Origin of the sequence: Nostoc sp. S13 (assembly GCF_029379315.1) — a bacterium.
GTDB lineage: Bacteria > Cyanobacteriota > Cyanobacteriia > Cyanobacteriales > Nostocaceae > Nostoc.
Genome location: NZ_JAQYWQ010000009.1, coordinates 100,465 through 112,693 on the forward strand (window position 1 = coordinate 100,465; position 12,229 = coordinate 112,693).

The window sequence follows — 12,229 nt, forward strand, 5'->3', positions numbered from 1 at the left end:
GATTTAAACGAATCTGAGTTGAGAGATAAACTTGTGCTATGCCTACAAGGTAGTAAGAAAATTTGGATACAGCATGGCAGATAATACTGATAATCTAGAATCCTACCGCGCTTTGGCCCTCCAAGTTACCTGTTATGCAGTCAACCAGACAAGCGACCGCCACGAAGCGCGATCGCTGATGCAAAACTCCATCAACCGTCTAGCTCAACAAATTGCTGCCAGTATCGCTTTCATTGGCTTTGATTGTCGTTTAATTGTACTGCCAGAATATTTTCTCACTGGTTTCCCAATGGGAGATTCTCTCTTAGGGTGGGCAGAAAAAGCCTGTATAGAAATGGCTGGTGCTGAGTATGAGGCACTTGGTAAAATTGCTCAAAAGCATAAAATATTTTTAGCTGGTAACGCCTACGAAGTTGACCCCAACTTTCCTAGATTGTATTTCCAAACCTGCTTTATTCTTGACCCCTCTGGCTCAATTATTTTGCGGTATCGGCGGCTGAATTCCTTGTTTGCCCCCACTCCCCATGATGTTTGGGATAAATATCTTGATTGCTATGGTTTAGAGGGAGTTTTCCCAGTTGCCAAAACTGCGATCGGTAATTTGGCAGCTTTAGCATCAGAAGAAATTTTATATCCAGAAGTAGCGCGGTGTTTGGCGATGCGAGGAGCGGAGATTTTTGTGCATTCCACCTCGGAAGTATACAACAAAAACCTCACGCCCAAAGACGCGGCAAAAATCACTCGCGCCGTCGAAAATATGGCATACGTAGTCTCAACCAATACCGCAGGTATTGCTAATATTGCTATCCCCATTGCTTCGGCTGATGGTGGCTCTAAAATCATCGACCATCGCGGAATCGTTTTAGCTGAGACAGGTGCAGGCGAGAGCATGGCAGCATTCGCAGAGATTGACCTAGCCGCATTACGCCGCGATCGCCGCCGACCGGGGTTAAATAATTTACTTTCACGCCAACGGTTTGAGCTATACGCCGAAAGTTATCGCCAATCACACTTTTACCCTGCTAATACTATGCTGGAAGGAGAAGTAGATCGCAAACACTTCCTCCAAACGCAGCAAGCCACCATTGAGCGGTTAGCTAAATTGGGGATAATTTGAATCGGGGCATGGGGCATGGGGCATTGGGCACGGGGAAATAAATGACAAAACCAATAGAAGTCCGCAATCCGCGAACTGGCAAATTTGACTACGTAATTATCCCTCCGCCCCCAAAGCTGCTGGTGCAGCAATGTAAGCGCACGCGTAAAGCACAAGTTCGCTGGCAGCAGTTGGGTTTAGAAGGGAGAATTGAAGCTTTACAGCAGTGGAAACAAGCGATATTATCTGGACGCGATCGCTTAACGGAAGCTTTGGTAAATGATACGGGAAGATTGTCAGTCTCAGTATTAGAAATAGATTCTTTCCTCTCTAGCATTGATCGCTGGTGTCGGTTAGCGCCGGAGTTGCTGCAAGAATCTGCAAAAAATACAGCTATTCCGTTTATCGCCTTGCAACAAACATCCGTTCCTTATCCCCTAGTTGGGATAATTAGCCCGTGGAATTTTCCCCTGTTGCTGTCTACCATTGATACCATTCCGGCATTATTGGCGGGTTGTGCCGTGATTGTCAAACCCAGTGAAATTGCTCCCCGCTTCGTAGCACCAATGATTACAGCACTCAACGCCGTTCCCAAACTGCACGATGTATTAACTTTTGTTGAAGGAGCAGGCGCAACCGGATCTGATTTGATTGAAAATGTAGATTTGGTATGTTTTACAGGCAGTGTAGCCACCGGGCGAAAAGTAGCAGAAGCAGCTGCTAAACGGTTTATTCCAGCTTTTTTGGAATTAGGAGGAAAAGATCCGGCGATCGTTTTAGAATCAGCCAATTTAGAATTAGCAACCTCAGCAATATTGTGGGGTTCCGTCGTCAACACCGGACAGTCATGCCTATCAATTGAGCGAATTTATGTTGCTGAATCGATATTTGAAAAGTTTTACCATCAACTAGTAGCCAAAGCACATCACCTTAGGCTAGCCTATCCTACAGTCGAAAGTGGAGAAATTGGCCCGATCATCGCCGAAAGACAAGCAGCAATTATTAGCGACCATCTCCTAGATGCAGTTGAAAAGGGAGCAGTAATTCACTGCGGCGGTGTAGTTGAGGACTTAGGTGGGGGTCGGTGGTGTCGTCCGACAGTTCTCACCCACGTTAACCATTCCATGAAAGTGATGACCGAAGAGACTTTTGGCCCGATTATGCCAGTGATGCCTTTTGCCACAGTAGAGCAAGCAGTCTCTTTAGCGAATGACTCAATTTATGGATTGAGTGCTGCTGTGTTTGCCGAGTCCGAAGCAAAAGCCTTAGAAGTTGCCTACCAGATAGATGCAAGTGGCATCAGTATCAACGATGCTGGACTCACCGCCATGATACATGAGGGAGAGAAAAACGCCTTTAAATTCTCTGGTGTGGGAGGGTCACGCATGGGTGCGGCGGCGTTGAAACGGTTTATGCGAAAAAAAGCTATTTTGATCAAAACTAACGCTACTTATGACCCTTGGTGGTTTGAGAATGGGGAGTGATGCCATCATCACTATGCAACTCATTACCGTAACCAATTGCGTAGCTTGCCGCCGTACCACTTGCCTACGGCACGCTCCGCGAACGTGGAAGCAAGCTACGCAAAGCGTCTCGTAGAGAAGGCATCGCATTCTCATTCTGTTGAAAATATTTATTTTTATGGGTCAATACGCTTCAGTTAAGGCTTAACTCTTTGTCAAAGTCAATTTTTTTAACGAACCGCGTTCGCGCAGCGTCTCCTAGAGAAGGACGCGAACGACTTTGATGAGAAAGCGGTGCCGGTAGCGCGGACGCTGAACTTGATTGCGGGAGATGGGCAGACAAATGTATTGCACCTGAACACCCTGGACTATGAACTGTGGAATGAAGTAACTGCCAGATCAACTTAAGGAAATATTGAAAAGCGCGATCATCAAATTAATTCGTGACAATCGAAAAGAAGTCTCTGAATTTCTGGCAGAAATTATTGAAGACGTGGCAATGGAGCAAGCAATCGCTGAAGGTGAAACAACTGAACTGGTTAGCGTGAGTCTATCTTTCAGCTTTTGGAGCCGAAAGTGTGAAAGTCGAGTTTAGGAAAAGCCTTGGACATTAACCTAACCACTACCACTTAATATCTTGGATTAGCAATGAAAGCAGTTAAAGTCATGGCAACGATTAATGAGCAAAGACAACTAACCTTAGATCATCCTCTCATAACAGATAAAAATAGCCGCGTAGAAGTTATTATTCTAATTCCAGAAGAGGAAGTTCTAGATGATCAATCTCAAGCAGAAGTCTTAGCAGATTTCCGGCAAGCTTGGCACGAAGCTATGACTGGGCAAACTATCCCTGTAGCTCAACTTTGGGAAGGGCTTGAAAATGACTGACCAGCCTTTCAATTCAAGTTGAAGTTTCGCCAACGTTCAACCGAAATCTACGCACTCTTGCTAAGAAGTATCGCAGTATTCGGAATGATATACAACCCGTCATCGAACAACTTGAACAGGGAGAGTTGCAGGAGATCAAATACCTGGGGTTGGTTATGCGGTCTTCAAGTTAAGAGTCCGAAATAGCGACACTCAAAAAGGTAAAAGCGGTGGCTATCGTCTGATTTACTATGTCAAGACAGCAACGGGAATTATTTTGCTGACTATTTATGCAAAATCTGAACAAGTAGATATTGCCGCAGATGGCATTCAGAGCATCATTACAGAATATGAGCAACGGGCGATCGAAGATAAAAAGGATATCTAAACAAAGGATACTAGCCACCGCTTAACTTAGCTCGATGAGAAACGCGATCGCTTGGAGAAAAACGGAATTCGTTATGCTTCACGTCAAATTATAATTTATGCTCTCACGATTGAAGTCTCAGCAGTGGGATGAATACAGAAGCCCAATTTTTCGCAGACTCTTTGCATTGCAGAATTTTCAGTCAGGATTTTGGCACTAATTAACGTGAGTTTGACGGATAGGAGAGTCCAAAAAGGTTGCTAGATATGAATTTGCTCAACTGGACAGATCAATAAGGCGCAACCCCTCTCAATTTTTGGCGGCCACAGCGATGTTATGGCAGCGCGTGGTACTGGTTTTGCCAGTTTATCTTCTAAAGAATTTACGCCAGCGATGATTAAAGCCGTCTTTGATACCTTCCCCACTTCCCACTCATAATATGCGAACATAATTAAGTTGTAGCTGACTTCCCTGTTCTGAATCGCCCAGTAGATGCCACGGTAGAGATTCCTGTTTCTAAAAGTATTACCAATCGGGCATTACTTGTTGCGGCCTTAGCGCCAGGTGACTCGATTTTAGAAAATGCCTTATTTAGTGAAGATTGGCATTTGCTGTCACTGGCTTAAAGGTTCCAGGCATTGTAATAAAAGACTCTGGTTGTACAGCGAAAACTTTTTCCGATTACTTTACTCGATTTTTCCAGATGTTAGAACAATAAAAGGTGAATTGCAATGTCAAATATTCGAGAAGGAATGCCCGTACTTGCCCGTCATGAAGGAGATTGGGTAGGAACTTATACATTAATTGATACAACAGGAAAAATTCTCGACAAGTATGAGTCGCACTTAACTTGTCAATTTCCAGAAAATGGCCCTCATCCTTACTACCAAATCAATCGCTACAATTGGTCTGATGGGAAACGAGAAGAGTATGAATTTCCCGGAAGCTATAAAGATAATAAACTCTGGTTTGACACCGATCGCATTCAAGGAAAAGCTTGGCAAGCTGATGATTCAGTTGTTATTTTGTGGTTTGCTTATAAGACTAACCCAGAAATGACCATATATGAAATGATCTACATTAGTCCTGACAATAACAATCGTGCCCGCACTTGGCATTGGTTTAAGAATAATCAAATCTTTCAACGCACCCTAATTCAAGAACAACGGCTAAAATAGTATTTCTCCCCTCAGAGATAACCACTAATTATTCTCCAATCCGTCTGCGTGGGTTATGCCGGCGGATTCCGTATGACTCTCATCTCAACTTAGTAAGGTACACGCATGGCCAAAGGTGACAAAATAAACTTTTCTACTCCTAGCGGTTTCCCTGAGTTTCTTCCTAGCGAAAAGCGTCTAGAATTTTATTTGCTAGATATCATCCGTAGAGTTTTTGAAAGCTATGGATTTACGCCCATCGAAACACCTGCTGTAGAACGTTTAGAAGTGCTGCAAGCTAAAGGGAATCAAGGCGACAATATTATCTATGGCATTGATCCCATTCTGCCACCAAATCGACAAGCCGAGAGAGATAAATCGGGCGAAACTGGTTCGGAAGCAAGAGCTTTAAAGTTTGATCAAACAGTTCCTTTGGCCGCTTATATTGCCCGTCACCTGAATGAATTAACCTTTCCCTTTGCCCGCTACCAAATGGATGTGGTTTTTCGGGGGGAACGAGCGAAAGATGGGCGTTTTCGTCAGTTTCGTCAGTGTGATATTGATGTAGTTGCTCGTCGTGAACTCAGCTTGCTCTATGATGCTCAGATGCCTGCAATTATCACTGAGATATTTGAAGCAATTAATATTGGTGATTTTCTGATTCGCATCAATAATCGCAAAGTTCTTACTGGTTTCTTTAAGTCAGTGGGAATTGCTGAAAACCAAATTAAATCCTGTATTGGGATTGTTGATACTCTCGATAAAATTGGTGAAACTAAAGTAAAACAAGATTTAGAAAAAGAGGGTATTTTAGCAGAACAGGCTGAAAATATTATTGATTTTATTAAAATTGATGGTTCCGTTGATCAAGTATTAGATAAGCTCAAGCACCTCGCAGAAAATCTGTCAGAAACTGAGCAATTGAGCTTGGGAGTTACCGAATTAGAAACGGTAATTGTAGGCGTGCGTAATCTCGGAGTTGCCGAAAATCGTTTCTGTATTGATTTATCCATTGCCCGTGGTCTTGATTACTATACAGGCACTGTTTACGAAACAACCTTATTAGGACATGAAGCATTAGGTAGTATTTGTTCTGGCGGTAGATATGAAGAATTAGTCGGAGTATTTTTGGGTGAAAAAATGCCTGGTGTAGGCATTTCTATCGGCTTAACTCGCTTAATTAGTCGTTTACTAAAAGCTGGTATTCTTAGTACCTTAGCTGCGACACCAGCCCAGGTGATGGTAGTAAATATGCAAGATGATTTAATGCCAACTTATTTAAAAGTTTCTCAACATCTGCGTCAGGCTGGAATTAATGTTATAACTAACTTTGATAAGCGCCCCTTGGGTAAACAATTTCAGCTAGCTGACAAACAAGGAATTCAATTTTGTGTAATTATTGGTTCTGAGGAAGCAGCAACGCAAAAGTCCTCACTCAAAGATTTGAAAACAGGTGAGCAAGTAGAAGTGCTACTGGTAGATTTAGCTGAGGAAGTTAAAAGAAGGCTTGGCTAATAAACTTTCAAGGTGACTTCTAAAATCTCTTTTTTTCTCTCTGCGCCCTCCGCGTCTCTGCGGTTCAAAAGTTTTTTTATTTAACCACAGAGGCACAGAGAACACAGAGTCAAGAAGTTAAAGAGGAGTTTCTTGAGGGTTAATATTTGATTAACTGACAAATCTTTTTCGTTGCAGCTTAACGAAGTTGGTTAGTCAACCAGTAGTTAAAATAGATTTTATATAGGTAATTTGGATTGGGTTGCACCTTAATCAAGCAAAAATATATGACAATTCTCAACGCTCGTAATTTATCTTTAGAAGAAGTTCAGCGTCTGTTTGACTTTCAAGAACAATACAGTGACTCATTTTCAAACTACTTATCTCTAGAAGCTCTCACAGAAGCAGAACAGCAGGAACTCAAACAAATTCAGCATGACTTTGATAGATATCTTACAGCAGGCAAAGTTTCTGTAGGTCAGGTAAAGTTTCTTGCAGTTGCGCCTTTACTAAGATTAGCTGGTTTTTATCGCTATCCTATTGAAATTGTTTTGGAGGAGAATATTGCTGATATTGAAGTTGAAGATGAAGATATCAAAATTAAAGGAAGATTTGATCTTTTAGCTATTAGTAAAGCTAAACATACAAAACCTCAAACATATTTCTGGATACTGTTAATTGAATCTAAAAATAGTCAGATTGATATATCAACAGGTTTACCTCAGCTACTCATCTATGCTTATAAAAATTTAGATAATAAAAAATCAGTTTGGGGATTAACAACTAATGGTAGAAGTTATCAGCTTGTCTATATTGAACAAGGAAATCCCCCTATTTATTATCTGTTACCTGAATTAAATTTAATGGAAAGAGAGCGTTCAAGTCAGTTGCTACAAGTTCTAAAAGCAATTTGTCAGCTTTAAAATGGAATTTAAATATACATTGAATAATATTAATATTTGAATATTACAATATATCGGTTCTCACTTAGGTGCAATACAGTTTTGACCTCTCTTCTACAAGGAGAGAGGCTTTAAGTCTTACTCCCCAACGCTAGCACCAGTGTACCAGTGGAAATACTAACCACTAGTGTACCGTGTTGCTCCCCTACCAGTGTACCAGTGGGAATAAGCTACTATAGTACCAGTGGAAATAAAGGTTTTCCATACCTCCTCGAAAAATTTCATCCCCTAGCTTGTAATGAAATCCGCTCCAATCCCACTTCTCCTGATATCCATTTTGGTAAGTAGGTAAATGTCCTTGCGGAGAGTTTTTTGTGAAGCTCAGGTCTGAGTAAGATCGCCACCTTTGTGAAGAAAATACCCTTTTTCGTTTTCGCCATCCCACGTGATTGGAAAACTCGAAACTGTCTTTTCCAACACTTTCCCAAATGCGCTTTTGCACACTAAACCCAAAGTGCCCATCACTGTATTTTACCCACAGTTGGTCAATGGTGCGTAAGTCAGTGCAAGGAAAGTTGTAAATAGATTCAATATCAAGCCAGCCTTGTTGTTCTTTGCCAGTGGCTTTGAGCATAACAACTAGAGTTTCTTGATCAGCTTCTTTCCACTGTCCAGCTTTCAGTAAATCGCGCAACCGCCTATAGTCTACACCTTTCTCAGAGAGGAGATCATTATCAGTAGATTGCTGTTGTTGTCGCAGCTTATCGGCTTTTTTTTGTTCTTGTTGTCTTTGTAGCCTATCTGCTTCTTCTTGTTGTCTTTGTAGTCTTTCTGCTTCCTGTCTTTTTAGCCTATCTGCTTCTTCTTGTTGTTCCTGTAGCCGCAGCCTTTCTCGTTCCTGTTGTAGTAACTTTCTGGTTTCTTCTTCTTGTTCCTGTAGTTGCAGCTTATCTGCTTCCTGTTTTTGCCTTCGTTCGTCTCTTTGCTTATTTAGGTTATCAGCAGCCTTCCGAATTCCTCTATGTATATCTGTGAAGGCATCATCTTGATTGTGCCAATTTCTTGACACTACAGGTTCAGCATTCTTAGGCAAAGCTTGAAGTTTTGCAAATGGCGTCCTCTTCCACTCAACGCTTCGCAGAATAACCGGGATAACACAAGCCTCTCCAGCATCGTGACGTTCTATTGCCTTCTTAACTTCGACATCCCAGCAATAATCAGAATCAATAAAGTCTGAACTGACGAGCAACAGAATGATGTCGGCAGTGTTTAAATTATCATTAATTTGGTGATCCCACTCCTCTCCAGGTAGTATCTTGTGATCGTGCCAGCTTGAAATCACACCCTCCCGTATCAAAGTACGCAGGTGTTTAGCTAGTTCATCCCGTAGAGCTTCGTCTTTGTGAGAGTAAGAAAAGAAAAGCTTTAACAATACCTCTGGCATTTTTGGTATAAGGAGTAGGAGAAATTACGCTTTAAGAAAATTATAGTGTTTTTAGCTGATTTGCTTGAGAACTAACGCCCTAAGCCCGATCGCAATACACTTCACCAAAGCTATGATCGGCATGAATCTCAATCACCATATCAACCACTGTTGCATCTTTTACCAACGGCTTGATAAATAATTCCGGGTGAAGCGATCGCCAAAAATAATTGACAAATTCCTCTATCTCTGCATTGTTCATCCCTGATTTCCCCGCAGCAATCATCTGCTGTTCCGCCTGTTTGCGCCACTCCAAAGAACAACGGTAATCGGTTGGATAGAGCAAAATTAAGCTATCTAATCGCTCCCACAGTGGTAAATAATCGTAAAGGCGATGATTAATATCACGGGCAAATGCTTTATCCTCATCTGTGACAATTGGCGGCGGTGCAGTATCAAATACATCTGGATCGATTGGCCGCACACCCACAAACCAACCTTCAAATAGTACAATATCTACACCTGTAACCATTTCTGAAGTAGTGCGATCGCCAGCGCCTCTGTATGCAGATTTATCAAAGCGGGGAACCATAACTGGACTTTGCAACTGGCGGATTTGATCTAGTACATTTAAACCTAAATCTACATCGTGGGTTCCTGGTGGGCCACGCCAAATCAAGCGGGGATCTTGCTGTGTTAAAATCAAGCGATCGCTGTAAGTTTTATATAAATCATCTAAAGATAAACTCAGAGTCCGGTATCCCAACTGATCGAGAATCAAACTGAGAACCTTAGACATTGTGGTTTTCCCAGTACCTTGTCCTCCTAATATTCCCTGAATTAGCGGGCGTCCCAACTGTTGGCGTCCCGATGCTACTTTGATCGCCAAAGGAAGCCACAAGTCCCACAACACCTGTAACATTTCCTGGGGTTGTACCTGAAGGCTAGTTTGGCAGAATTGGCTAAAAGCTGGTAGGACAGATTTGAGTAAATGCGATCGCCTTTCAATCACTTCATCGACATTTTCTAGCGTGATCCCAAAAGCTTTAGCCCTTAACCTATCTACCAGCGCAGCTTCTCTTGCTTGCTGCTTCTTCATCTCCCTCATCTCCCTTATCTCCCCCCCTACGATCCCAGCTTAAAGGCTTCGAGAAACAGACTATAGATGAAACCAACTTTCAAGAGATTTAGTGATTCTACCCAGAGCGATCGCTTCGCGAAAAAGCTCTGACTGTAAAATATCCTGCTGGTAATTTCCGTCAACAGTACTAAAAAACCAGCTGCCACAATATCTAATTCTGCCCGTTGACCAGCTGTAGTGGAAACTGCGTTTCCCAGAAAAAAACCGAACAAAAAACTAATTATCAGCAACGATAGTCGCCGCCAAGGATTTAAAAACCATTGCCCTAAGCGTGTAGCAATGGCATCCAACAAGTTATTCAAACGAGTGTTTTGCATCAGATAGACTTCTGGGAAAAAGTCAAGATATCATGACTTACGCAAACAATAGCCGAAAAGAATGATTTTCTTTTTAGGGGCAATTTATGAATTGCCTCTACAGGGCGTCTAATTTTGCGTAAGTCCTAGATATCTAAAAATATCTCTATATTAAAGAGAATATTGGTTTTAGCCTAAGCTTGTTTGTTAATATTATAGATATAGCTATCCGATTTGACTTGGGAAAAAATTTAAGTATGTCTAGGGGAGCCAGTGCGTTGCGGTGAATCCAACGCTGTAGGCGGATTTCCCGCCGTAGGCGACTAGTGTTAGCGTAGCGGTAGCGACGTAGGAGCGTCACCCGTTCGCGTAGCGTCTCCGACAGGAGAAGGGAGGTTCCCGACGCTCGATTACTCGCTAGGGCTGCGCTATCCGTTGTAGAAACTGGTAAACCAGCGCTGTAAGAAGGTTTCCTTCTGTAGGCGACTGGTGAAGCCGAAGGGCGTTGTGTTATCGCGTAGCGTAACGCACAAAACATTCGGTAGGTGCGTTACAGTTTGCTAACGTACCCTACGTGTATTTCAAAAATAAAATATTTTTTTATGCAAATCAATTGGCTGGCTCGGTATCTAATTTTCTTGGTTTTATCCAAGCCTACGATCAATATCTGAAGTAATGGGTGTCTGTACCCCTTGTTTGTCAATCATCAAGGAAATAATTTCCTCCACATGTTTTTTACTCAAAATGATACTTATAATACATTCGTTTCCCTAATTTTAGGGAAGTCTATATTAGGCTACTTTCTATGATTGCCTTTTAGGATAATAGGCTACTATTTGGTCAAGCCTAGACAAAATATTTATTTCTAATAACTATCAATATGAAATCTTCTATGTATCGTAACGTCGGTGTTACAGCTTGTTGCTTGGGACTGCTTGTTGCTCTACTAGGATGCTTTGGAGTGAGCGTATCCTTTGAGTCCACAAACCCAGATACATCTTCACAACTGCCAACTGAAACTACCCAGTGGGAGACAAGTTCACCTACACCTGTTTCACCTGAAAAAGGTATTTCCGCTAGTCTATCTACTCCAGCAAATACCCCAACCAATCAAGTAGAACATAGCAGCAAAGAGAATACTCACCCTGTCTTGGCAGATCGTGATAAATCAACTAGCAAAGGCAAGGATCAAGGGACTTTACGGATGAGCAATCAAACAAATCAGCCTGTGCGGCTAGCTCTACTGGCGCGACAGTCGGTAGCAAAAGGCTCTGGTACTAAACAGACTAACTATGATGTACCGGCACATTGGGATTTTGCTCCCCAAGAAGGTGGTGATAAAGGACTGATTTTATCCCTACCTGAGAATAATTTAAAGCTGGAGAAGGGAGATATTTTAGTTGCTTTTGCAGAAGATGGTTCCCGTCGTTACTGGGGCCCCTATGTTGTCGGTGAAACTCAATTACCTAAGTGGAATTCCCAAAACAGAGAATGGCAACTAGTGCTGAGTCAATAAATAGTGCTAAGGGACTTCAAACAAATAAATTACTACTACTTGTGGGCCGAAAAGCCGGCCCCATAAGTAGTATTTGAGTATTTTTTATTTGTCAGTCCCTAAGTGCTGAGTACAGAAGCAATTTTTGTAGGCTGGGCATTATTTACCCTTCGCTCAAATTTTTATTTTTACGCGCTGTGATGCGTAAAGCCCCCGTACTTCAGTCGGGGGATATAAGCGAATGTGCCCAACGGCAAAGGCAGTTGCTTTCCGACGCAAGGCGACACGCCACTCCCCTCAACGAGGGGAACCCCCGCACAGGGGTAGCTTAGGAACGCAGTGCCTCACCAAATTTATCGAACAGAATAAAGGTGCCAGTCGTCAGAATACAGGAAAGGTATTCTGACGACTGGTGGATGAATAATCGGCGTTTTTACACCCCCACCAAATTGAAATTTGGTGGTCAACAAGAAAGTCGCGGGTCTGAATCCCCGACTGATAGCGTCACGCTTTCTCGTGTCCGCGTTC

General features: G+C 42.4%; 13 protein-coding genes and 1 pseudogene. 9 read left to right on the plus strand and 5 right to left on the minus strand.

The genetic code is table 11. The annotated features are described in order from the left end of the window. The first annotated feature begins 73 nt into the window (after positions 1–73). The 4 genes from PUQ00_RS05290 (at position 74) to PUQ00_RS05305 (ending at position 3,447) form a co-directional block, all read left to right on the plus strand. Positions 74–1,117, plus strand: coding sequence for a nitrilase-related carbon-nitrogen hydrolase (locus PUQ00_RS05290; protein ID WP_300413839.1), 1,044 nt, complete (start codon positions 74–76; stop codon positions 1,115–1,117). 41 nt (positions 1,118–1,158) lie between these two features. After that, a complete protein-coding gene (locus PUQ00_RS05295) occupies positions 1,159–2,580 on the plus strand; it encodes an aldehyde dehydrogenase family protein (RefSeq protein WP_300413841.1) in 1,422 nt (473 codons plus the stop codon). Between the two features lie 394 nt (positions 2,581–2,974). Further along, positions 2,975–3,154, plus strand: coding sequence for a hypothetical protein (locus tag PUQ00_RS05300; protein ID WP_300413843.1), 180 nt, complete (start codon positions 2,975–2,977; stop codon positions 3,152–3,154). Between the two features lie 53 nt (positions 3,155–3,207). Continuing rightward, positions 3,208–3,447, plus strand: coding sequence for a hypothetical protein (locus PUQ00_RS05305; RefSeq protein ID WP_300413845.1), 240 nt, complete (start codon positions 3,208–3,210; stop codon positions 3,445–3,447). Between the two features lie 606 nt (positions 3,448–4,053). Here PUQ00_RS05305 and PUQ00_RS05315 read toward each other — a convergent pair. Then, complete coding sequence (locus PUQ00_RS05315; RefSeq protein ID WP_300413847.1) at positions 4,054–4,218, minus strand: hypothetical protein; 165 nt, start codon at positions 4,216–4,218, stop codon at positions 4,054–4,056. Between the two features lie 51 nt (positions 4,219–4,269). On the opposite strand from PUQ00_RS05315, the pseudogene PUQ00_RS05320 reads away from it, so the two are divergent. The 4 genes and pseudogenes from PUQ00_RS05320 to PUQ00_RS05335 all read left to right on the plus strand — a co-directional run. After that, a pseudogene (locus PUQ00_RS05320) lies at positions 4,270–4,395 on the plus strand (hypothetical protein); the annotation flags it as partial. Between the two features lie 129 nt (positions 4,396–4,524). Then, positions 4,525–4,971 (plus strand): DUF3598 family protein, encoded by a 447-nt coding sequence (locus PUQ00_RS05325; RefSeq protein WP_300413849.1) that lies wholly within the window; start codon positions 4,525–4,527, stop codon positions 4,969–4,971. Between the two features lie 105 nt (positions 4,972–5,076). Then, entirely contained in the window at positions 5,077–6,465 is a 1,389-nt protein-coding gene (hisS, locus tag PUQ00_RS05330) for a histidine--tRNA ligase (RefSeq protein ID WP_300413851.1), read from the plus strand. Positions 6,466–6,731: 266 nt separating this feature from the next. Beyond that, positions 6,732–7,367, plus strand: a complete 636-nt coding sequence (locus tag PUQ00_RS05335; protein ID WP_300413853.1) for a restriction endonuclease subunit R — start codon at positions 6,732–6,734, stop codon at positions 7,365–7,367. Positions 7,368–7,551: 184 nt separating this feature from the next. Here the strand turns inward: PUQ00_RS05335 and PUQ00_RS05340 are convergent, their stop codons facing one another. The 4 genes from PUQ00_RS05340 to PUQ00_RS05355 form a co-directional block, all read right to left on the minus strand. After that, positions 7,552–8,790, minus strand: a complete 1,239-nt coding sequence (locus tag PUQ00_RS05340; RefSeq protein WP_300413855.1) for a GUN4 domain-containing protein — start codon at positions 8,788–8,790, stop codon at positions 7,552–7,554. Between the two features lie 79 nt (positions 8,791–8,869). Continuing rightward, positions 8,870–9,877: a glycerate kinase gene (locus tag PUQ00_RS05345; RefSeq protein WP_300413857.1), complete on the minus strand. Its 1,008-nt coding sequence runs from the start codon at positions 9,875–9,877 to the stop codon at positions 8,870–8,872. Between the two features lie 17 nt (positions 9,878–9,894). Then, on the minus strand, positions 9,895–10,227 hold the full coding sequence (locus tag PUQ00_RS05350) for a DUF565 domain-containing protein (protein ID WP_300413859.1): 333 nt from the start codon (positions 10,225–10,227) through the stop codon (positions 9,895–9,897). A 145-nt stretch (positions 10,228–10,372) separates the two neighbouring features. After that, the gene (locus PUQ00_RS05355; RefSeq protein ID WP_300413861.1) at positions 10,373–10,744 is read right to left on the minus strand and encodes a hypothetical protein; all 372 of its coding nucleotides are present in this window, start codon (positions 10,742–10,744) and stop codon (positions 10,373–10,375) included. A gap of 342 nt (positions 10,745–11,086) precedes the next feature. Here PUQ00_RS05355 and PUQ00_RS05360 point away from each other — a divergent pair, with 342 nt between their 5' ends. After that, positions 11,087–11,722 carry a hypothetical protein gene (locus tag PUQ00_RS05360; RefSeq protein ID WP_300413863.1) on the plus strand — a complete coding sequence of 212 codons (636 nt, stop codon included), beginning with the start codon at positions 11,087–11,089 and terminating at the stop codon, positions 11,720–11,722. The last annotated feature ends 507 nt before the right edge of the window (positions 11,723–12,229 follow it).

Bases quoted from the DNA above. Each gene is read 5' to 3' on its own strand.
- PUQ00_RS05290 (WP_300413839.1), top strand. From the start codon at position 74: ATGGCAGATAATACTGATAATCTAGAATCCTACCGCGCTTTGGCCCTC.
- PUQ00_RS05295 (WP_300413841.1), top strand. From the start codon at position 1,159: ATGACAAAACCAATAGAAGTCCGCAATCCGCGAACTGGCAAATTTGAC.
- PUQ00_RS05305 (WP_300413845.1), top strand. From the start codon at position 3,208: ATGAAAGCAGTTAAAGTCATGGCAACGATTAATGAGCAAAGACAACTA.
- PUQ00_RS05325 (WP_300413849.1), top strand. From the start codon at position 4,525: ATGTCAAATATTCGAGAAGGAATGCCCGTACTTGCCCGTCATGAAGGA.
- hisS (WP_300413851.1), top strand. From the start codon at position 5,077: ATGGCCAAAGGTGACAAAATAAACTTTTCTACTCCTAGCGGTTTCCCT.
- PUQ00_RS05335 (WP_300413853.1), top strand. From the start codon at position 6,732: ATGACAATTCTCAACGCTCGTAATTTATCTTTAGAAGAAGTTCAGCGT.
- PUQ00_RS05340 (WP_300413855.1), bottom strand. From the start codon at position 8,790: ATGCCAGAGGTATTGTTAAAGCTTTTCTTTTCTTACTCTCACAAAGAC.
- PUQ00_RS05345 (WP_300413857.1), bottom strand. From the start codon at position 9,877: ATGAGGGAGATGAAGAAGCAGCAAGCAAGAGAAGCTGCGCTGGTAGAT.
- PUQ00_RS05350 (WP_300413859.1), bottom strand. From the start codon at position 10,227: ATGCAAAACACTCGTTTGAATAACTTGTTGGATGCCATTGCTACACGC.
- PUQ00_RS05355 (WP_300413861.1), bottom strand. From the start codon at position 10,744: ATGTTTTGTGCGTTACGCTACGCGATAACACAACGCCCTTCGGCTTCA.
- PUQ00_RS05360 (WP_300413863.1), top strand. From the start codon at position 11,087: ATGAAATCTTCTATGTATCGTAACGTCGGTGTTACAGCTTGTTGCTTG.